The organism is Chelatococcus daeguensis (assembly GCF_001887265.1).
Taxonomy (GTDB): domain Bacteria; phylum Pseudomonadota; class Alphaproteobacteria; order Rhizobiales; family Beijerinckiaceae; genus Chelatococcus_A; species Chelatococcus_A sambhunathii.
In genome coordinates, this window is the sequence record NZ_CP018095.1 from 1,117,694 (window position 1) to 1,137,399 (window position 19,706).

Annotated in this window: 18 protein-coding genes; 13 read left to right on the forward strand and 5 right to left on the reverse strand. The window is 70.2% G+C overall.

The window, feature by feature from the left end; all coding sequences use genetic code 11:
- The first annotated feature begins 28 nt into the window (after window positions 1-28).
- From rocF to sugE, 4 genes are all read left to right on the forward strand, one after another.
- Complete coding sequence (gene rocF / locus BOQ54_RS05315; RefSeq protein WP_083586027.1) at window positions 29-1,018, forward strand: arginase; 990 nt, start codon at window positions 29-31, stop codon at window positions 1,016-1,018.
- Window positions 1,015-2,226 (forward strand): ornithine--oxo-acid transaminase, encoded by a 1,212-nt coding sequence (gene rocD, locus BOQ54_RS05320; protein WP_071923459.1) that lies wholly within the window; start codon window positions 1,015-1,017, stop codon window positions 2,224-2,226. The genes rocF and rocD overlap by 4 nt, the downstream gene beginning before the upstream one ends.
- Before the next feature lie 261 nt (window positions 2,227-2,487).
- A complete protein-coding gene (locus BOQ54_RS05325; RefSeq protein WP_071923460.1) occupies window positions 2,488-3,423 on the forward strand; it encodes an ornithine cyclodeaminase family protein in 936 nt (311 codons plus the stop codon).
- A gap of 172 nt (window positions 3,424-3,595) precedes the next feature.
- Entirely contained in the window at window positions 3,596-3,919 is a 324-nt protein-coding gene (gene sugE / locus BOQ54_RS05330) for a quaternary ammonium compound efflux SMR transporter SugE (protein WP_071923461.1), read from the forward strand.
- Between the two features lie 168 nt (window positions 3,920-4,087).
- On the opposite strand, the gene BOQ54_RS05335 is transcribed toward sugE, so the two are convergent.
- Window positions 4,088-4,762 (reverse strand): LutC/YkgG family protein, encoded by a 675-nt coding sequence (locus BOQ54_RS05335; RefSeq protein WP_071924401.1) that lies wholly within the window; start codon window positions 4,760-4,762, stop codon window positions 4,088-4,090.
- A gap of 31 nt (window positions 4,763-4,793) precedes the next feature.
- Entirely contained in the window at window positions 4,794-6,230 is a 1,437-nt protein-coding gene (locus BOQ54_RS05340) for a LutB/LldF family L-lactate oxidation iron-sulfur protein (protein ID WP_063189411.1), read from the reverse strand.
- A 241-nt stretch (window positions 6,231-6,471) separates the two neighbouring features.
- On the opposite strand from BOQ54_RS05340, the gene BOQ54_RS05345 reads away from it, so the two are divergent.
- Complete coding sequence (locus BOQ54_RS05345) at window positions 6,472-7,218, forward strand: carbonic anhydrase (RefSeq protein WP_071923462.1); 747 nt, start codon at window positions 6,472-6,474, stop codon at window positions 7,216-7,218.
- A 346-nt stretch (window positions 7,219-7,564) separates the two neighbouring features.
- Here BOQ54_RS05345 and BOQ54_RS05350 read toward each other — a convergent pair whose 3' ends face one another.
- Window positions 7,565-8,371 carry a (Fe-S)-binding protein gene (locus BOQ54_RS05350; RefSeq protein ID WP_055459389.1) on the reverse strand — a complete coding sequence of 269 codons (807 nt, stop codon included), beginning with the start codon at window positions 8,369-8,371 and terminating at the stop codon, window positions 7,565-7,567.
- Window positions 8,372-8,570: 199 nt separating this feature from the next.
- On the opposite strand from BOQ54_RS05350, the gene BOQ54_RS05355 reads away from it, so the two are divergent.
- Window positions 8,571-9,839: a DUF3422 family protein gene (locus BOQ54_RS05355; RefSeq protein WP_096335357.1), complete on the forward strand. Its 1,269-nt coding sequence runs from the start codon at window positions 8,571-8,573 to the stop codon at window positions 9,837-9,839.
- Window positions 9,840-9,903: 64 nt separating this feature from the next.
- Here the strand turns inward: BOQ54_RS05355 and BOQ54_RS05360 are convergent, their stop codons facing one another.
- Window positions 9,904-10,824 (reverse strand): LysR family transcriptional regulator, encoded by a 921-nt coding sequence (locus BOQ54_RS05360; protein ID WP_071923463.1) that lies wholly within the window; start codon window positions 10,822-10,824, stop codon window positions 9,904-9,906.
- Window positions 10,825-11,134: 310 nt separating this feature from the next.
- Here BOQ54_RS05360 and BOQ54_RS05365 point away from each other — a divergent pair, with 310 nt between their 5' ends.
- From BOQ54_RS05365 to BOQ54_RS05385, 5 genes are all read left to right on the forward strand, one after another.
- On the forward strand, window positions 11,135-12,571 hold the full coding sequence (locus BOQ54_RS05365; RefSeq protein WP_245280525.1) for an FAD-linked oxidase C-terminal domain-containing protein: 1,437 nt from the start codon (window positions 11,135-11,137) through the stop codon (window positions 12,569-12,571).
- Window positions 12,568-13,788, forward strand: a complete 1,221-nt coding sequence (gene glcE, locus BOQ54_RS05370) for a glycolate oxidase subunit GlcE (RefSeq protein ID WP_063189417.1) — start codon at window positions 12,568-12,570, stop codon at window positions 13,786-13,788. Before BOQ54_RS05365 ends, glcE begins: the two co-directional genes overlap by 4 nt.
- Window positions 13,789-15,108 (forward strand): glycolate oxidase subunit GlcF, encoded by a 1,320-nt coding sequence (gene glcF, locus BOQ54_RS05375; protein WP_071923464.1) that lies wholly within the window; start codon window positions 13,789-13,791, stop codon window positions 15,106-15,108.
- Window positions 15,109-15,257: 149 nt separating this feature from the next.
- Entirely contained in the window at window positions 15,258-15,923 is a 666-nt protein-coding gene (locus BOQ54_RS05380; protein ID WP_071923465.1) for a DUF1326 domain-containing protein, read from the forward strand.
- Window positions 15,920-16,870, forward strand: coding sequence for a DUF2182 domain-containing protein (locus BOQ54_RS05385; protein ID WP_145979730.1), 951 nt, complete (start codon window positions 15,920-15,922; stop codon window positions 16,868-16,870). Before BOQ54_RS05380 ends, BOQ54_RS05385 begins: the two co-directional genes overlap by 4 nt.
- On the opposite strand, the gene BOQ54_RS05390 is transcribed toward BOQ54_RS05385, so the two are convergent.
- Entirely contained in the window at window positions 16,871-17,326 is a 456-nt protein-coding gene (locus BOQ54_RS05390) for a nucleoside deaminase (protein ID WP_055459316.1), read from the reverse strand.
- 209 nt (window positions 17,327-17,535) lie between these two features.
- Here BOQ54_RS05390 and BOQ54_RS05395 point away from each other — a divergent pair, with 209 nt between their 5' ends.
- Both BOQ54_RS05395 and rsmD read left to right on the forward strand, forming a co-directional pair.
- On the forward strand, window positions 17,536-19,077 hold the full coding sequence (locus BOQ54_RS05395; protein ID WP_071923467.1) for a pseudouridine synthase: 1,542 nt from the start codon (window positions 17,536-17,538) through the stop codon (window positions 19,075-19,077).
- A gap of 11 nt (window positions 19,078-19,088) precedes the next feature.
- A complete protein-coding gene (gene rsmD / locus BOQ54_RS05400) occupies window positions 19,089-19,679 on the forward strand; it encodes a 16S rRNA (guanine(966)-N(2))-methyltransferase RsmD (protein ID WP_055459314.1) in 591 nt (196 codons plus the stop codon).
- Window positions 19,680-19,706: the final 27 nt, after the last annotated feature.

Below are 19,706 nucleotides of genomic sequence, written 5' to 3' on the forward strand. Positions count from 1 at the left end.
TGGCGAAGGGACGAGGCGGGTGAAGGACATTGCAGGGCCGCGTGACATCGGCCTTCTCGGTATTCCGCTCGAGGCCGGCGGTGCCGTCGCCGGCACGCTGATGGGGCCGGCCGCCCTGCGCACGACCGGGCTTGCGGCGCGGTTGACGGGGCTCGGCCATCGCGTGCACGACCACGGCGATGTGACGCCGGAGACGGTCGCCGACCATGACCTGCCGGCGGAAATCGCCGCGCGCTGCCGCAGCGCCGGCACCGTCGCGGGCTTCGTCCGCGCCGCCCACGAGCGGGCGCTCTCGATCCTCGAGGCGGGGCAGATGCCGGTCTTCATGGGCGGCGACCACAGCATCTCCATGGGCACGGCGAGCGCCGTCGCGCGCCACTGCGCCGCGACGGGGCGTGACCTCGTGCTGCTCTGGCTCGATGCCCATGCCGATTTCAACACGCCGGCGACCAGCCCGTCCGGCAACATCCACGGCATGCCGGTGGCCATGCTGTGCGGCGACGAGAGCCTGAAGCCGCTCCTCGGCAAGCATCGCTTCCCGCCGCTCGCGCCGGAGAACGTGCATCTCTTCGGCCTGCGCTCGATCGACCAGGAGGAGCGGCGGGCGATCGCGCTCAACGGCCTCGACGGCATCGACATGCGCCTCGTCGACGAGTTCGGCGTCTCGGTGCTGCTGCGCCGCATCCTCGCCGATCTCGATCCGGCGCGGACGCACCTGCACGTCAGCCTCGACGTCGATTTCCTCGACCCCGCGGTGGCGCCGGGGGCCGGCACCCCGGTGCCCGGCGGCGCGACCTATCGCGAGGCCCATCTCGTCATGGAGATGCTGCACGACAGCGGCCTCGTCGGCTCGCTCGACATTGTCGAGCTCAATCCCTTCCTCGACGAGCGCGGCCGCAGCGCCGTGGTGCTCGCCGAGCTGACGGCGAGCCTCTTCGGCCGCTCGGTGCTCGATCGTCCCGCCAGCCAGCGCGGCATCGCCCGCGCCGCCGCGACCTTTGCGGAGACCACCTCATGACCATGCTCTCGGCCGATTTCATCGCCCTCGAACAGGCGCTCGGCGCCCACAATTACAAGCCGCTCGACGTGGTGCTCGCGCGCGGGGAGGGCGTCTGGGTGTGGGACGTGGAGGGGCGGCGCTATCTCGACTGCCTGTCCGCCTATTCCGCCGTCAACCAGGGGCATTGTCACCCCAGGATCCTCGCCGCCATGGTCGAGCAGGCGAAGAAGCTGACGCTCACCTCCCGCGCCTTCCGCAACGAGCAGCTGGCGCTGTTCTACGAGGAGGTCGCGACGCTCACCGGCTCGCACAAGGTGCTGCCCATGAACAGCGGCGCCGAGGCGGTGGAGAGCGCCATCAAGGCCGTGCGCAAGTGGGGCTACGAGGTCAAGGGCGTGCCGGAGGGCCAGGCCGAGGTCATCGTCTGCGCCAACAACTTCCACGGCCGCACCATCACCATCGTCGGCTTCTCGACGGACCCCGACGCGCGCGGCGGCTTCGGCCCCTTCGCGCCGGGCTTCCGCGTCGTGCCCTTCGGCGATGCGGCCGCCTTCGAGGCGGCGATCACGCCCAACACCGTCGGCTTCCTCGTCGAGCCCATCCAGGGCGAGGCCGGCGTCGTCATCCCGCCGGCCGGCTATTTCAAGCGCGTGCGCGAGCTGTGCACTGCGCACAACGTCACCCTCATCCTCGACGAGATCCAGACCGGCCTCGGCCGCACGGGCAAGCTGCTGGCCGAGGAGCACGAGGGCATCGAGGCGGACGTCACCCTCATCGGCAAGGCCCTGTCGGGCGGCTTCTATCCGGTCTCGGCCGTGCTCTCCAATTCCGAGGTGCTCGGGGTCCTGAAGCCCGGTCAGCACGGCTCGACCTTCGGCGGCAATCCGCTCGCCTGCGCCGTCGCGCGCGCGGCGCTCAAGGTGCTGACGGACGAGGGCATGATCGAGAACTCGGCTGTGCAGGGCGCCTATTTCCAGCAGGCGCTCGCCGGCCTGCGCAGCAACATCATGCGCGAGGTGCGCGGGCGCGGCCTCATGATCGCCGTCGAGCTCCATCCGGAAGCCGGCGGCGCCCGCCGCTACTGCGAGGCGCTGCAGGCACGCGGCGTCCTCGCCAAGGACACGCATGGCGACACCATCCGCCTCGCCCCGCCACTCGTCATCGGTCGCGAGGAGATCGACTGGGCGATGGAGCAGATAGAGCCGGTGCTCACCGGCGCGGTGTGAGGGGAGGGCGCGTCGCGGCGCCCGCGTGTTCCCCGGATGCACTGCAGCATGAAATGCTGCGGTGCTGATCCGGGGCTCATTCGTCGCGGGATATACGGCGCCTTCGGCGAGTCCTCACGCTGGTTCCGGGGTCGCATTCCGCTCGCGCTGCATGCGCCCGGGAAACGAGGTCGTGTGTAAAGGCAGGGGCCGACGGCGGTTGCCGCCCGCCGCCGTTTCCGCAAAAGATCGCGTGAGCGTCAACCGGGATTCGATCTGACCATGCAGATGTTTGATGCCGCCGCGGTCCGTGCCGCCCTGCCGTGGCCGGGCCTCATCGCCGCCCTTGAGGAGATGTTCGCCAGAGGCGCCGACGTGCCCCAGCGCCAGAGCCTCACCATCGCGAACCCGAAGGGCGACGACGGCACGCTGCTCCTGATGCCGGCCTGGATCGGCGGCGACAGCATCGGCGTCAAGGCCGTCACCTTCTTCCCTGGCAATACGGCCCTCGGCCTCGCTACCATCAACGCCGCCTACCTCCTCTTCGACGGCGCCGACGGGCGCCTCAAGGGCGTCTACGAGGGCGATGAACTCACCGTCCGCCGCACCGCTGCCGCCTCGGCGGTCGCGGCCAAGCGCCTTGCGCGCGCCGATGCGCAGCACCTCCTCGTCGTCGGCACCGGGCAGCTCTCGGCCAACATGGCGGCGGCCCATGCGAGCGTGCGCGCCTTCACCCGCATCGAGATCTATGGCCGTAGCCCCGACAAGGCGGCTCAGGTCGTCGCGGCCCTCGCGGAGGAGGGGCTGACGGCGCAGGTCTGCGAGGACCTCGCTGCAAGCGCCGCGGCGGCGGACGTCATCTCCTGCTGCACGAGCGCGACCCAGCCGGTCGTGCGGGGCGCATGGCTCAAGCCCGGCGCCCATCTCGACCTCGTCGGCGCCTTCAAGGGCGACATGCGCGAGGCCGACGACGAGGCGGTGCGGCGGGCGAGCCTGTTCGTCGACCTGCGCCCCGGCGCCATCCTCGCCGGTGATCTCGCCCAGCCGCTGGCGGCCGGCATCATCGCCGAGAGCGACATCCGCGCCGACCTGAAGGAACTCGTCACCGGCGCCCATCCGGGCCGCACCGGCGAGGACGAGATCACCCTCTTCAAGTCCGTCGGCTATGCGCTGGAGGATCTCGCGGCCGCCCGCCTCATCGCGGGGCAGGCCGGCTGATCACCACGTCCGCCGGCCCTTGACGACCGGCAGTCGGTGTCCCACCTCTCGCGCCGTGGGGACGACCCTGCCCCGGCGCAGGCCGGGTTTTCTCCCGGCCGGGACGACCCTGCCGCCGCCCGGCCCCGATGGCATTCAGCGCCCGGCGGGCACAACGACAGGATCGTGCGTTATGGCTTGGGCCTATCTATTCCTTGCCGGCCTCTTCGAAGTGGGCTGGGCCGTCGGCCTCAAGTTCACGGATGGTTTTAGCCGGCCGCTGCCGACGGCACTCACCGTCGCCTCGATGATCGTGAGCCTCGGCCTTCTCGGCCTCGCCCTCAAGAACCTGCCGCTCGGCACTGCCTATGCTGTCTGGACCGGCGTCGGCACGGTCGGCACGGTGATGCTCGGCATCATGCTGTTCGGCGAGGCCGCCGACGCGCTCAGGCTCGCCTGCATCGGCCTCATCGTCGCCGGCATCGTCGGGCTGAAGCTCGTCACGCCGGCGGCCTGACCTGGGTTAGGGGCGGGGAAGTGCAACCGCTCTCGTCATGGCCGGGCTCGTCCCGGCCAGCCACGCCTTCGACGTCGCGCAGCCTTTAAGGGCGTGGATGCCCGCGACGAGCGCGGGCATGACGTGTGACAAAAGAGCCGCCGGTATCGCGTCCGAGCACCTCCTCCTTCACCCCTCCACGACGACGATATGCACGCGTCGCGGGCCGTGGGCGCCGAGCAGCAGCGTCTGCTCGATGTCGCCTGAACGGGAAGGGCCCGTCACGAAGTTCACGGTGCGCGGCATCTGCCCCTTGCCGTAGGTGAAGCGGATGCGGCCCCACATCTCCTCGTAGTCGCCGGCGAGGTCCTTCGCATTGACGACGACGATGTGATTGTCGGGCAGGAAATTGAGCGTCGTCGGATTGTCCTCGCCCGAGACGAGGACGAGCGTGCCGGATTCGGCGATACCGGCGAAGGCATGGCTGACGCCGTTGAGGTCGCGCCCCTCGCTCGCTCCTCTCGTAATCTCCAGCGCTGTCTCTCCCCACGGCATGCTGGCGAGGCGCGCGTCCGCGCCCATGCGCACCGCGGCCGGCAGGTTGTGGTCGCGCAGATAGTCGGCAACCGCCGCCGGCACCGCATCCGCCGAGGAGACCATGGCGACACTCGCCTGTGCCCGCTCGGCCTCGGCCTTGAACAGGGCGATGCGCGCGGAACCGGTCACCTGACCGCGGCCGGGAATGAGCCCCTTGGGCGCGCGCTCGATGCGGTCGTCGACCGCGTCGCGGCGCGGCGCCTCGGTACCGGTGACGCCGAGCGAGCGGCGGATATTGGCGAAGATCTCGGCGCGGGCGTTGCTCATGGCGGAATCGTTTTTGGGATTGCCGCTCATCTCAGGCCACCTTCCGGTTGGCGCGCTCCTTGCGCCAGCGCTCCTGGAAGGAGGCGCCCTGCGGGGCGGGGAAGTCGCGATAGCGCGTCCAGCCACCGGCGCCCGGCAGCCAGCGCAGGCGCCCCTTGCCGCCGCCGGCGAAGGCGAGGGCGCGCATGGCAAGGCCGGTCGCGAGCCGGTAGAGCGTCGGCCGCCGGGCGAAGAAGCCCCATACCGAGAGGCCCGAGCGGACGGTGGCCGGTGTCAGATGCCGCTCGAACTCGCGCTCGCGCCAGTGGCGCATCATCTTCGGCAGCGGGATGCGCACGGGGCACACGCTCTCGCAGCGTCCGCAGAAGGTCGAGGCATTGGGCAGGTGCCCGGCCTTGTCGACGCCGATGAGGCTTGGCGTCAGCACGGCGCCCATGGGCCCGGGATAGACCCAGCCGTAGGCGTGCCCGCCGACGGCGTGGTAGACCGGGCAATGGTTCATGCAGGCACCGCAGCGGATGCAGCGCAGCATGTCCTGGAAATCCGTGCCCAGCATCGCCGAGCGCCCGTTGTCGAGGATGACGACGTGGTATTCGCCCGGCCCGTCCGGGTCGCCCGGCCGCCGCGGCCCGGTGGAGAAGGTGGTGTAGACCGACATGTCCTGCCCGGTCGCCGAACGGGCGAGCACGCGCAGGATTTGCGACACGTCCTCCAGCGTCGGCACCAGCTTCTCGATCGAGGCGAGCACGATATGCGCCTTGGGCAGGGTCTGTGTCAGGTCGCCGTTGCCCTCGTTGGTGACGATGATGGAGGTGCCTGTCTCCGCGACGAGGAAGTTCGCGCCCGTGATGCCGACGTCGGCAGCGAGGAAGCGCTCGCGCAGCACCTGGCGCGCCTCGCCGAGGAGCGTCACCGGCTCGGTGAGGTCGCGGTCCTTGTCGAGCCCCTTGTGCACGCGGCGGAAGTCCGACGCCACCTGCTCCTTGGTGAGGTGCACGGCGGGGGCGATGATATGCGAGGGCGGCTCGTTCCTGAGCTGGATGATGTATTCGCCGAGGTCGGTCTCCACCGGCTCCATGCCGAGGCCCTCGAGATGGGCGTTGAGCCCGATCTCCTCGGCGATCATCGACTTGCCCTTGGTGACGGTTCTTGCCTCGAGGCGGCGGCAGATCGCGCCGACGATGTCGCAGGCCTCCTTCGCCGTGCGGGCGAAATGGACATGCCCGCCGGCCGCGGTCACCGCCTGCTCGTAGCGCTCCAGGTAGAGGTCGAGATGGGCGAGGGTGTGGTTCTTGATGTCCCGCGCCGAATCCCGCAACGCCTCGAACTCGGGCAGCCGCTCGGCCGCATGCACGCGCTTGTCGATGAAGCCCTGCCGCACATTGCCCAGCGCCTTCTGCAGCTGCGTGTCGCCGAGCGCCTGATGGGCGTTTTCCTTGAACTTCGGAGAGGTGGGATGAAGCGTCATGTCTTTGTCGTCCCTCGGGCGGTCAGCATATCAGGAGGACGGGTCCCGCGCGTCAAGTGCGACGGGCGAGGCCAATCGCGGTGGGGCAGCGTTTCGCCGGCGCACGCTGCTGTCCTTCCGTGCCCGCCGTGCAAGCAATGGCGGAGCTCCCTGAAGTAGAGTACGGCAATATCAATCCGGCTATCGCAGAGAAAGTCGCCCTATACGAATACGATGCTCGTTGATTATTTGGAGATGTTGCATGGAACGCCGTTCTTTCATCAAGGGTTTTGCCGGCCTGGCGCTTTGCCCGGTCTGCGCTGGTGCCGCCGCGGCGGGCGAGCCGCATTGGGGTTATGAGGGCGGCGAAGGGCCGGAATACTGGGGCAAGCTGTCGGAGGAGTTCAGGGCCTGCGCCATCGGCCGCGGCCAATCGCCCATCGATCTCGATCATCCGCAGCGCGCCGATCTGCCGAAGCTCGATCCGCGCTATGCTGCCGGCTTCCCGCGCATCGCCAACAACGGCCATACGGTCCAGATCGATGCGGCACCGGGCAACAGGCTGGTCGTCGGCGAGGATGTCTACGACCTCATCCAGTTCCACTTCCACCACCCGAGCGAGCACCGCCTGCGCGGCAGGCGCTTTCCCCTCGAATGCCACTTCGTGCATCGCGGTACGGACGGCGGCCTCGCCGTGCTCGGTGTTCTCCTGGCGCGCGGGCGAGCCAACGGGGCCTTCGAGACGATCCTGGCGCATGCGCCGCAGCAGGCTGGCGCTTCCGCCGCCCTGACGGGCCTCGATATCTCGGGCCTTCTGCCGGATGCCGGACGCTATGTGCGCTATAGCGGCTCGCTCACGACGCCCCCGTGCAGCGAGGGTGTGGACTGGATCGTGCTTACCACGCCCGTGGAGGTGGCCGAGACGCAGGTCGCCCGCTTCGCGGCGCTCTATCCGAACAACGCCCGCCCCGTTCAGCCGCGCAATCGCAGGATCCTGCGCGAGACGTGACGCGCCAAAGAGGCCGAGCGTCATCCTCGGAACCTTCCGGAAGAGGGACGGGCAACGTGTGGGAGCAAAGGCGAGGCGCAACTTCCGGCGGCAATGGGCAGGCGAGCGGCCGCGCACGACCTCTCGCCTGCCCGGTGGCGGTTTGCCGCTCCCCTCTTGGAGCTTGTGGCCGACAGCCGTCCGCGCGTTGTCTTTGTCGTTATCGCCCGGCCGGTGCAGGATGTGCTCCCGCATCACGCCCATCGATCCGCAGGAATCGAAGACGGCAGCACGGGGCGATGAGGCACCACGGGACGGCATCAGGGGCAATTCGCCTTTAGTCGAATGCGCCGTGGTGTGCGCGGGCTCACGCGCTCCCGCTCCGCTGCGCCGCTGCAGCCGCGATGGGGGCCTCGTCCGTCATGCCCGCGAGCACCTCGGCCACGTGCCGCACCTTCGTCGCCTTGCCTTCGCGGGCGAGCTTGCCCGCCATGTTCATCAGGCAGCCGAGGTCGCCCGCAAGCAGGGTGTCGGCCTCGGAGGCCGCGATGTTCTCCGCCTTCTTCGTCACGATGGCGTCGGAGATTTCCCCGTATTTCACGGCGAAGGTGCCGCCGAAACCGCAGCAGACGTCGCTCTCCTGCATCTCGACCAGCTCGAGGCCCGCGACCGTCTTCAGGAGCTGGCGCGGCTGGCGGGCGACGCCGAGCTCGCGCAGGCCCGAGCAGGAATCGTGATAGGTCACGCGCCCCTCGTAGCGCGCCTCGACGTGCCGCACCTTGAGCACGTCGACGAGAAAGCTCGTCAGTTCATGGGTGCGGGCGGCGAGATCGCTGGCCCGCGGAAGCCAGTTGGGGTCGTCGTGGAAGAGCTCGGGATAGTGCTTCCTGATCATGCCGGCGCACGAGCCCGAGGGCGCCACCACATAGTCGAAGCCGCGGAAGTTCTCGATGACCTGCTCGGCGAGGGCGCGGGTCGTGCCGCGGTCGCCGGAATTGTAGGCGGGTTGGCCGCAGCAGGTCTGAACCGGTACCTCGACGATGCAGCCGGCATCCTCCAGCAGCTTCACCGCGGCAAAGCCGACCGAAGGCCGCATGAGATCGACGAGGCAGGTGACGAAGAGGCCGACGCGCGGCCCGGGGTGGGCGACTTCGGGGGCGGCTTCGGCAGTCACGGGCGGATGTCCCTCACGTGCGGTCTCCCGGCGGTTCAGCTTCAAGATTTTCTAAACGGTTCGAGAACATGACGAACCGTTGCGCCGGTTGCAAGCGGCCTCGACGCGGGGCACGGCAGCCATCCTGCGGTTGCAGGGCTGCGCGCCGCCGCGCATGCTGGGGCACAGGGCGAGCCGGGATATCTTGGCCGGAGGGGCGATGCAGGAGCATCCGTTACGGGCGGCGGTTCTGGGCGAGATGCATGCGCGGCCCTTCGTGCCGCTCGCGACGCCGGCGCGGCTCATGCATTTCGCCTTCATGGCCGATGCGGCGGCATGCCGCGAGGATCGTGAGCGCCTCGGCGCCTTCTGTCTCGCTCGCGGCGTGGCGGGACCGCAGCCGGATACGCGCTTCCACCACGTGCCCCTGTCCGGCGGCGAACTGCGCTGGGAGCAGCACAGCGAGTTCATCACCTACACCTGGCGCATCGCCTGCGACCACAGGACGCCCTTTGCCGCCGTCGAGCGGCCGCATGCCCCGATGAGCGGGCTCCCCGCCCCGGGCCCGCTGCTCGTCGCGCTCGACCTGCATCTCCTGCCCGAGGCGGCGGCCCTGTCGCTGGAGGACATCTTCGACCGGGCCTCGCTCGCCGCCTCCATCATGGACGGCGGGGCGGCGCTGGCGGCGACGGATTTCCGCCCCGACGAGCGCGGCGCCGTGCGCATCCTGGTGCTCGATCTCGACCTGAGCCCCGCCCGCGCCGGTGCGCTGACCCAGCGGCTCATCGAGATTGAGACCTACCGCACGCTCGCCCTGCTCGGCCTGCCCGAGGCTCAGCGCCTTGCGCCCGGCCTCAGGCAGATGGAGGAGGAGCTCGCGCGCATCACCCGTGCCATGCGCGAGACGGTGGGGGCGACCGCAAACTCCGCCCTGCTCGACGAGCTGACGGCGCTCGCTGCCGTCTCGGAGGCCGAATCCGCCTCGTCGAGCTACCGCTTCGGCGCGAGCCGCGCCTATGACCGCATCGTGCAGCAGCGGCTCGACGTCATAGGAGAAGAGCCCTACGAGGGCCTGCCGACCTGGGCCGCCTTCCTCGCCCGACGCCTTGCACCGGCCATGCGCACGGTCCAGACGCTCGAGGAGCGGCAGGCCAACCTCTCGCGCAAGCTCGCCCGCGCGGCGACGCTGCTACGCACGCGCGTCGATGTCGAGATCGAGCAGCAGAACCGGGACCTTCTCGTCGCCATGAACAACCGCACCCGCCTGCAGCTGCGCCTGCAGCAGACGGTGGAAGGGCTCTCGGTCGCGGCCATCAGCTATTACGTCGTCGGCCTGCTCGGCTACCTCGCCAAGGGTGCCAAGGAGGCCGGCCTGCCGGTACCGGAGCCGGGCCTTGCCACTGCAGCTGCCGTGCCGCTGGCAGTGCTGGCCGTCTGGCTCGTCGTGCGCCGCATCCGCCGCCGCCATGCGGGGGAGGATCATCCTTGATCGATTGCGTTTGGAAGGCCGCGGCTCATTCCCCTCGCCGCAAGGGGGAGGGGAGAAATGTCGCTCATGCCGCTTCGTCGGGCAGGCCGAGGCCGGCGTCCCAGTAGGGCCGCGGCCCGTAGAGCGCGGCGAGAAAGTCGATGAAGGCCCGCACCTTCGGCTGCAGATGGCGGCGGCTCGGATAGACGGCGTAGATGCCGACCCGGCTCACTCCGCGCCAGCCGGGCAGCACGGCTTCGAGCCGTCCGTCCTCGAGTTCGGGGCCGATGTCCCAGGTCGAGCGCAAGGCGATGCCGATGCCGGCCAGCACCGCCTCGCGCACCACCTCGCTCGAATTGGTCCTGAGCGGGCCGGTGACCTTGATAGAGACGAGGCCCTGCGGCCCCTCGAGCCGCCAATGGTCGGTGTTGTGGGCGAGGAGCGTATGGCGGGCAAGGTCCTCCACGCCCCGCGGCCGCCCGTGCACGGCAAGATAGCCGGGCGTGGCGCAGAGCAGGCGGTGGTTCGGTGCCAGCCGGCGGGCGACGAGGCTCGAATCGGCGAGGTCGGCGATGCGCACGGCAACGTCGAACCCTTCGGCCACCACATCGACGAAGGCGTCCGACAGCTCGAGGTCGACGGTCACGCCCGGGTGCTCGTCGAGGAAGCGCTTGACGTGCGGGGCGATGTGCATGCGCCCGAAGGAGGTCGGCGCCGAGACGCGCAGCACGCCCCGCGCCGTCTCCGCGCCGCTCGTCGCCCAGCCCTCCGCCTCCTCCACCGCGGCGAGGATGGCGACGACCCGCTCGTAGAAGCCCTGGCCGATGTCCGTCAGCGCGATCTGGCGCGTCGTGCGCTGCAGGAGACGCACGCCGAGCCGCTCCTCCAACCGCCGGATGCGCTTGGAGATGACGGCCGGCGACAGGCCGAGCTCGCGGCCGGCCGCCGACATGCCCCTGGCCGCGACGACGCGGGCAAAGACGTCGAGATCACCGAGATGGTCCACCGCACGCCCCCACTTTTTCTGAAAGCGAAACAATCTTGCTGCTTTCGGTCGCGCTGGCAAAGGATTGTCAATCGATTAAAGTGATTCTCGATAAGGTTTGCTGTGCAGATTGTACGGAGCAGGTGGGCTTGATCCCTCCTCTTGAGGGGAAGGTGGATCGGTCCGAAGGACCGAGACGGGTGGGGCCTAGTCGGGAACGGCGCTCACCGTCTCGGGCGCTTGGCCCCCTCCGTCGCTGCTGTGCAGCGCCACCTCCCCCGTGCGGGGGAGGATCAAGATGGTGCTCTCTCGGGCACGCAGGGAGGATGCCGTGACGACCATCGCTTTTCCCGCGCCGGATGCGGCGGTTCTGGGACGGCGCGAGGCCATCATCGCCGGCCTTGCGCGCCTGTTGCCGGCCGAGGCGGTCATCACCTCCGAGGACGAGCGGCGTGCCTTCGAGACCGATGCGCTCACGGCCTACCGCCAGGTGCCGCTCGCGGTCGTCCTGCCGTCGACGACGGAGGAGGTCGCGGCCGTGCTGCGCTTCTGCCATGCCGAGGGCGTCAAGGTGGTGCCGCGCGGCGCCGGCACCTCGCTCGCCGGCGGCGCGATCCCGCAGGAGGATGCGGTCGTTCTCGGCATCGCCAAGATGAACCGCGTGCTCGACATCGATTTCGTCAATCGCACGGCGCGCGTCCAGGCCGGCATCACCAATCTCGCCATCAGCCAGGCGGTGGCGCACGAGGGCTTCTTCTATGCGCCGGATCCCTCGTCGCAGCTCGCCTGCACGATCGCCGGCAACATTGCCATGAACTCGGGCGGTGCCCACTGCCTCAAGTACGGTGTCACCACCAACAACCTGCTCGGCGTCACCATGGTGCTGCTCGACGGCACGGTGGTGGAGATCGGCGGCGCCCATCTCGACGCGCCGGGCTATGACATGCTCGGCCTCGTCTGCGGTTCGGAAGGCCAGCTCGGCGTCATCACCGAGGCGACCGTGCGCATCCTGCGCCAGGCGGAGGGCGCGCGCCCGGCGCTGATGGGCTTCGATTCGGTGGAGACGGCGGGCGCCTGCGTCGCGGCCATCATCGGGGCCGGCATCATCCCCGTGGCGCTCGAATTCATGGACCGGCCGGCCATCAAGGTGTGCGAGGCCTTCGCCCATGCGGGCTATCCGCTCGACGTCGAGGCGCTGCTCATCATCGAGGTGGAGGGCTCGGAGGCCGAGATCGAGGACGCGCTGAAGCGCATCGTCGCCATAGCCGAGCGCTTCTCGCCCAAGGCGCTGCGTGTCTCGCGCTCGGAGGCCGAGAGCGCCGCCATCTGGAAGGGCCGCAAGTCCGCCTTCGGCGCCATGGGCCGCATCGCCGATTATCTGTGCATGGACGGCACCATCCCGACCGGCCAGTTGCCCCATGTGCTGAAGCGCATCAGCGAGATCTGCACCGGCTACGGCCTCGGCGTCGCCAACATCTTCCATGCCGGGGACGGCAACCTGCACCCGCTCGTGCTCTACGACATCAACAAGCCGGGCGAGCTCGAGAAGGCGGAGGCGGCCGGTGCCGACATCCTCAAGCTCTGCGTCGAGGTGGGCGGCTGCCTCACCGGCGAGCACGGCGTCGGCATCGAGAAGCGCGATCTCATGCGGCACCAGTATTCCGAGGTCGATCTCGTGCAGCAGATGCGCATTCGCGGCGTCTTCGATCCGGCGTGGCTGCTCAATCCGGCCAAGGTCTTCCCGCTCGACGGTCGGGTGGTGCAATGACGCTGCCAAGGTCCGCCACCATCTCCGATACGGTGCTGACGCCCGAGAGCGAACAGGAGGCGGCCGCGCTCGTCGCGGCCTGCGCGGCGGCCGCTCGCCCGCTCGCCATCCGCGGCGGCGGCACGAAGGCGGCCGTCGGCCGGCCGGTGAATGCCGAGGCGACGCTGTCGACCAAGGCGCTCGCCGGCATCACGCTCTACGAGCCGGCCGAGCTCGTCATCGCCGCCCGCGCCGGCACGCCGCTCGCCGAGGTCGAGCGCACGCTGGCGGAGCGCGGCCAGATGCTGCCCTTCGAGCCGGCGGATGCGCGCGTGCTGCTCGGCAGCGAGGGCGAGGCGACGGTCGGCGGGCTTGCCGCAACCAATCTCTCCGGTCCACGCCGCATCATGGCCGGGGCCTGCCGCGATGCCATGATCGGCGTGCGCTTCGTCAACGGGCGCGGCGAGGTGGTGAAGTCCGGCGGGCGGGTGATGAAGAACGTTACGGGCCTCGATCTCGTCAAGCTCGCGGCCGGCTCCTGGGGCACGCTCGGGCTGCTGACGGAAGTAACCTTCAAGGTGCAGCCCAAGGCGGAGCGCTTGGCGACCCTCGTCATCGAGGGTCTCGACGATGCGCGCGGTGTGGAGGCGCTCAATGCGGCGCTCGGCTCACCCTTCGAGATCACCGGCGCGGCGCACCTGCCGGCCGGCCTCGGCGGCGAGCGGGCGCGTACTGTCTTGCGCATCGAGGGCTTTTCGCCGTCGGTGGACTACCGTGTGGGCGAACTGCGCCATCTGCTCGCGCCCTACGGTCCGGCCGAGCGCATTGTCGATGCTGGGGAGGCGCGGCGCCTGTGGCAGGATGTGCGCGACGTACGCTTCCTCGCCGAGCCGCAGGCGCATGCCGTCTGGCGGCTGTCCACGGTGCCGACGGCCGGCCCGCGCGTCGTCGCGGCCGTTGCCGGCCTCGCCGAAGCCCGCTTCTTCTACGACTGGGGCGGCGGCCTCGTCTGGCTATCGGTGCGGGCGGAGGGAGACTGCGGGGCCACGATGATCCGCGAAGCGCTTGCCCCGCACGGCGGCCACGCCACCTTGTGGCGCGCGCCGGCCGATATCCGGGCGGCGCTCCAGCCCTTCCAGCCGCTCGCCGCGCCGCTGATGCGCCTGAGCGAGGGCGTGAAGCGCGCCGTCGACCCTGCCGGGATCTTCGAGCCCGGCCGCATGTATGCCGGGATTTAGATGCAGACCAACTTCCGCCCCGAGCAACTGACGACCCCTGAGATGCAGGAATCCGAAAAGATCCTGCGCACCTGCGTGCACTGCGGCTTCTGCACGGCGACCTGCCCCACCTATCTCCTGCTCGGCGACGAACTCGATTCCCCGCGCGGGCGCATCTACCTCATCAAGGAGATGCTGGAGAGCGGCAAGCCGGCGAGTGAGGAGGTAACGAAGCACGTCGACCGCTGCCTGTCGTGCCTGTCGTGCATGACAACCTGCCCCTCGGGCGTCCATTACATGCACCTCGTCGACCACGCCCGCGCCCATATCGAGGAGACCTACCGGCGCCCGTGGCACGACAGGCTGGTGCGCACGCTGCTCGCAGCCGTCCTGCCCTATCCCGCCCGTTTCCGCGCCGCCCTGATCGCCGCGCGCCTCGCAAAGCCCCTGCGCGGCACCGTCGCGCGCCTGCCGGGCGTCGGCGCGAGGCTTTCGGCGATGCTGGAGCTCGCGCCCGCCGCCTTGCCGGCCGGGGAGAGAGAATACCGCACCGTCCATCCGGCCGAGGGACCGCGCCGCGGACGGGTCGCCCTGCTGTCCGGCTGCGCCCAGCCGGTGCTCGACCCCGGCATCAACGCCGCCGCCATCCGCCTGCTCAACCGCCACGGGGTTGAGGTGGTGCTGGCGGAAGGGGAGGGCTGCTGCGGCGCGCTCGTCCATCACATGGGACGCGAGGCGGCGGGTCATGCCTTCGCACGGCGCAACATCGACGCCTGGACGCGCGAGATCGAGGAGGGCGGGCTCGACGCGATCATCATCACGGCCTCGGGCTGCGGCACCACGATCAAGGACTATGGCTTCATGTTCCGCAACGATCCGGCCTATGCCGACAAGGCACGCCGGGTGTCGGGGCTCGCGAAGGACATCACCGAATATCTCGCCGCGCTGCCGCTCGCGCCGCAGACCGATGTGGGCAATCTCACTGTCGCCTATCACTCCGCCTGCTCGATGCAGCACGGCCAGCAGATCCGCGAGGAGCCGAAGAAGCTGCTGCGCAAGGCGGGCTTTGCCGTGAAGGACGTGCCGGAAGGCCACATCTGCTGCGGCTCGGCCGGTACCTACAACATCCTGCAGCCCCAAATCGCCGGGCAGCTGCGCGAGCGCAAGGTCGACAACATCGAGAAGACCGGCGCGACCATCGTCGCCACCGGCAACATCGGCTGCATGACGCAGATCGGCAAGGGCTTCGCCGACCGCGGCCGGCCGGTTCCCGTCGTGCATACGGTGGAGCTCATCGACTGGGCGACCGGCGGCCCACGCCCGCGTGCGCTGGCGGGATGAAACCACTTGGGCGCGCAAACCCGGCCTCTCGTTTTCGTTACCGGGTGCCGCCAGTGTTTCGGGCTTCGTCTTGCCGGCTGTCTTCTGTCGCCGGGCACAATTTATGTTAAAATAAATAAAAACTAGAGGGCTGCGACCGGGAGGGTGCGATGGCTGGCGCCGTCGAGTGGTCGATCAGGGCTCGTTTCTTCGTGAACTTCAACTGCGCCCACGACTGCCCCTACCAGTTCGACATGCTGCCTTCTCACGGCCCATGCCGTGGCGTGGCTGCCCTCGAGATCGACGAAGGCCGGTACGGTTCCGTTGCGCTCGACCGTCTCAAGGCCGCCGTCGCCTTCTCCTGGCCTGGCGCCATCAGCGAGGGCGGCGGCCAGGTGCTCACCGTCATCGATGAGCGGGCCGCCCCCGACCAGCGGGCCGCCCTCCTGCGCATCATGAGTGGTGAGGATGCCGGCCCCGGCGCCGATTTTTTCCGCATCTTCGCGGCCACCGTCGACATGCGGCACGGGCCATTGTTCTCGGCCATCGAGTTCGAGATCGATATCGATCAGCGCCGCGCCGCCGTCGTTGTTCCGGGCGTCATCGACAGCCGGGGCGAGCCGCTCCACGACGGGTCGGGCCGTATCCGCCGCGTGCGCGTCGACATGCCGGAGGGTTTCGAGCACCGGCAGGCCGAGGTCGGGCGCGGCTGGACGCGGATATCCGGCCCCATGCCCATGCGCCTCACGGATGCCCACGGCCTTTTCGCCCGCCTCGCCCTGTCCGCTGACCCTGCCCCTCGCCCCGTCCCGACAGTGGCCGAGAGCGCGCCATGAGCAACGGACGGATGGTCTCCCTCGAGGCCGTGCTGAAGCGCGACAGGGCGGTCGTCATCGCCACCCTCACGGTCGTCATCCTCCTCGCCTGGGCCTATCTGGCGTGGCTGGCGGCGGCCATGGATCATCGCGGCGTGGATCACGCCGGCATGGATCATGGCAACATGGACCACACCATGCCCGCCGCGCCGGGCACGGAGGCGCCGACGGGCGGCCACGCCGGCATGGACATGACCGGCACCATGGACAAGACCATGGATAAAACCATGGACATGGGCGGCATGGACATGGGGACGCCGAAGGCGCCGCTCGCACCCGCCCTCGCGCCGTGGCGTCCGGGTGAGGCGGCGCTGATGGCCACGATGTGGTTCGTGATGATGGTGGGCATGATGCTGCCGTCGGCCGCTCCCATGCTGCTGCTCTATGCGCGCGTCGGCCGGCAGGCCGAGGCCTCGGGCAAACCTTTCGCCGCCACCGGCTGGTTCGCGGGCGGCTATCTCGCCGCTTGGGCGCTGTTCTCGCTTCTCGCCACGACCGCGCAATGGACGCTGCAGAGCCTGGCGTTGCTCACGCCGATGGCGGCGCTGGCGAGCCGCAGCATGGGCGGGCTCGTGCTGATCGCGGCCGGGCTCTACCAGTTCACGCCGCTGAAGGGCGCCTGCCTCAGCAAATGCCGCTCCCCTCTCGCGTTCATCCAGTCGCACGGCGGCTTCCGGCGTGATCCCGGTGGGGCCTTCGCGCTCGGGCTGCGGCACGGCCTCTACTGCATCGGCTGCTGCGTGGCGCTGATGGTTCTCCTGTTCGTCGGCGGCGTGATGAACCTGCTGTGGGTGGCGGGGCTCGCCATCCTGGTGCTCGGCGAGAAGGTGCTGCCGTTCGGCACCTTGCTGGCGCGCGTGGCCGGTGCGGCCCTTATCGCAGCGGGTGCGTGGCTGCTCGCGACCTGATCAGCGCCGTTCGCGAAAGAAGTCCCTGAGCAGGCGCGCGGCCTCGCTCTCGCGGATGCCGCCGTAGACCTCCGGCGCGTGGTGGCAGGTGGGGGAGGCGTAGAGCCTGACGCCGTTCTCGACGGCGCCGCCCTTCGGATCGCCGGCGCCGAAATAGAGCCGCCGGATGCGCGCGAAGGAGATGGCGGCCGCGCACATGGGGCACGGTTCCAGCGTCACGTAGAGGTCGCAGCCGGTGAGCCGCTCGTCGGCCAGCACGCCGCACGCCTCGCGGATGGCGAGCATCTCGGCATGGGCGGACGGGTCGTTGAGCTCGCGCGTACGGTTGCCGGCGCGGGCGAGCACGAGACCGTCGCGCACGACGACCGCGCCGACCGGCACCTCGCCGCGGGCCGCCGCCGCCTCGGCCTCGGCGAGGGCGATGGCCATCGCATCCGTGCGCGCGCTGTTATTCATGTCGAAGCCTGATGCTCCTCCTCGCTTCGCTGCCTGCACTCTGCTATCACCGCGCCATGAACGACAAGTCTGATGATCATCGCGGCCCGCGCCGCAGCGGCGGCAAGGGTCCGGCCGGGAGGGGCCCGGCGGGCAAGAGTTTCGCTGACCGGGGAGCCGGCGGCAGGGCGCCTCGCCACCCCGCCCGTGAGGAGGGCGACCGCCCCCTGATGCGAAAGGCGCGCCCCGGACGCGAGGAAAGGCGCGATGCCGCGCCGCGCCGGCCGGCGCGAGCCGCGGCCCAGCGCGAGGTCCTGCCCGATCGCGACGGGCGCCAGCGCATCGCCAAGATCATGGCACGCGCCGGCGTCGCCTCGCGCCGGGATGCGGAGGAGATCATCCGCGCCGGGCGCGTGGCCGTGAACGGCAAGGCCATCGACACGCCGGCGACGCTGATCGGCCCCGAGGACCGGGTGACGATCGACGGGACGCCGATGCCGACGCGCGAGCGCACGCGCCTCTGGCTCTATCACAAGCCGCGCGGCCTCGTGACGACGGCGCGCGACCCGGAAGGACGGCCGACGGTCTTCGACGCCCTGCCGCAGGATCTGCCCCGCGTCGTCGCCATCGGCCGGCTCGACATCAATACCGAGGGTTTGCTGCTCATCACCAATGACGGCGGCCTCGCGCGCGTCCTCGCCCATCCCGACACCGGCTGGCTGCGGCGTTATCGCGTGCGCGCCTACGGCGAGACGGACCAGGCGGCGCTCGACCGTCTCGCCGACGGCGTCACCATCGAGGGCATGCATTATGGCCCCGTCGAGGCGCGGCTCGAGCGCCAGCAGGGCGACAACGTCTGGCTGACGCTCGGCCTGCGCGAGGGCAAGAACCGCGAGGTCAAGCGCATCCTGGAGCACCTCGGGCTCAGGGTGAACCGGCTCATCCGCGTCTCCTTCGGCCCCTTCCAGCTCGGCGACCTCGGTGAGGGGGCCGTCGAGGAGGTGCGCACGCGCGTACTGAAGGACCAGCTCGGCGACAAGCTGGCGGCGGAAGCGGGAACGGACTTCGAGGCGCCGGTCTTCGCGCCGGACACTGATATCCTCGAGCGGCCGGGGCGAAGCCGCAGGCCGGCGGAAGCCCGTCGCGCCTCCGCGGCGGAGCCGAAGGAGGCTGCACGGCGGGAGGAGACGAAGGGCCGCAGCGTGTGGCGTGCCGACGAGGGCACGAGCGGCCGCGCGCGCCCGCCGCGCCGCGGCGCCGACCCCAAGGCCGAGCGCCAGGCGAGCGCGGAGAAGGAACATGCCCGTGCCGGCCGCATCGCCGATGCCCGCGGCCGCAAGGTGCTGGTCGAGCGCATCGTGAGCCACGCCGAGGAGCCGGCGCGCGAGGCACCCCTGCCGCGCCGCCGCGGGCCGGCGGAGGGCGGACGCGCAGGTCGCGGTGGTGCCGACCGGGCATGGACCGACGACAGGCCGCCGCGTCGTCCCACCGGTGACCGTCCCGCCCCGCGCGGCCGCGCCGGCCCGGCTGGGCGGTTCGACAGGAGCGGCGACGAGCGGTCCGACAAGCCGGCTGGCGGAAAGCGGCCGGGCAAGTTCGGAGCCAAATCCTTCGGAACCAAGCCCTTCGGCGGCAAGCCTTCGGGTGCCAGGCCCTCCGGCGGCAAACCCGCTGGCGGCAAGCCGGCCGGTGGAAGGCCCGGCGGCAAGCCCGGCGGGCGTCCGCCGCGTCCCGGCGGCCCGCGCAAGCCGTCCGGCCCGCGCAGGGGCTGAGGGGCGGCGCCATGCGCATCGTCGCCGGGCGGTTCAAAGGCCGCGCGCTCGCCGGACCGAGGAGCGAGGCCATCCGGCCGACCTCCGACCGGCTGCGCGAAGCCCTCTTCAACGTGCTGACCCACGCCTATGACGACCCCGTCGCGGGGGCGCGGGTGCTCGATCTCTTCGCCGGCACCGGCGCCATGGGGCTGGAGGCCGTGTCGCGCGGCGCGGCCTTTGCGCTTCTCGTCGACAACGGCGCCGAGGCGCGGGGCGTGATCCGCGCCAATGTCGACGCGCTCGGCGCTGCCGGATTGACGCGCATCTTCCGGCGCGACGCGACGAAGCTCGGTCCCGCAAAGCCCCTCGAGCCCTTTTCGCTCGTCTTCTGCGACCCGCCCTATGGCAAGGGCCTTGCGGAGCGCGCGCTGACGAGCGCTTGCGAAGGCGGCTGGCTGGCGCCGGACGCGCTGGTGGTCGTGGAGGAGGCAGCATCGTCGCCCTTCGTTCCGCCGGAGGGTTTCGAACTTCTCGAGGAGCGGCAGTACGGCGATACCAAAGCGCTCGTCATGCGCTTTGCCGGCGGGGTCGGGGAATCAGGCAACATCGCGGGCGCGTGAAGCAGCGGCCTCGCGCTCCGAAGGACT

Coding starts and splice junctions, on each gene's coding strand:
- rocD (WP_071923459.1), top strand. CDS start 1,015: ATGACCATGCTCTCGGCCGATTTCATCGCCCTCGAACAGGCGCTCGGC.
- BOQ54_RS05325 (WP_071923460.1), top strand. CDS start 2,488: ATGCAGATGTTTGATGCCGCCGCGGTCCGTGCCGCCCTGCCGTGGCCG.
- sugE (WP_071923461.1), top strand. CDS start 3,596: ATGGCTTGGGCCTATCTATTCCTTGCCGGCCTCTTCGAAGTGGGCTGG.
- BOQ54_RS05335 (WP_071924401.1), bottom strand. CDS start 4,762: ATGAGCAACGCCCGCGCCGAGATCTTCGCCAATATCCGCCGCTCGCTC.
- BOQ54_RS05340 (WP_063189411.1), bottom strand. CDS start 6,230: ATGACGCTTCATCCCACCTCTCCGAAGTTCAAGGAAAACGCCCATCAG.
- BOQ54_RS05345 (WP_071923462.1), top strand. CDS start 6,472: ATGGAACGCCGTTCTTTCATCAAGGGTTTTGCCGGCCTGGCGCTTTGC.
- BOQ54_RS05355 (WP_096335357.1), top strand. CDS start 8,571: ATGCAGGAGCATCCGTTACGGGCGGCGGTTCTGGGCGAGATGCATGCG.
- glcE (WP_063189417.1), top strand. CDS start 12,568: ATGACGCTGCCAAGGTCCGCCACCATCTCCGATACGGTGCTGACGCCC.
- glcF (WP_071923464.1), top strand. CDS start 13,789: ATGCAGACCAACTTCCGCCCCGAGCAACTGACGACCCCTGAGATGCAG.
- BOQ54_RS05380 (WP_071923465.1), top strand. CDS start 15,258: ATGGCTGGCGCCGTCGAGTGGTCGATCAGGGCTCGTTTCTTCGTGAAC.
- BOQ54_RS05385 (WP_145979730.1), top strand. CDS start 15,920: ATGAGCAACGGACGGATGGTCTCCCTCGAGGCCGTGCTGAAGCGCGAC.
- BOQ54_RS05390 (WP_055459316.1), bottom strand. CDS start 17,326: ATGAATAACAGCGCGCGCACGGATGCGATGGCCATCGCCCTCGCCGAG.
- BOQ54_RS05395 (WP_071923467.1), top strand. CDS start 17,536: ATGCGAAAGGCGCGCCCCGGACGCGAGGAAAGGCGCGATGCCGCGCCG.
- rsmD (WP_055459314.1), top strand. CDS start 19,089: ATGCGCATCGTCGCCGGGCGGTTCAAAGGCCGCGCGCTCGCCGGACCG.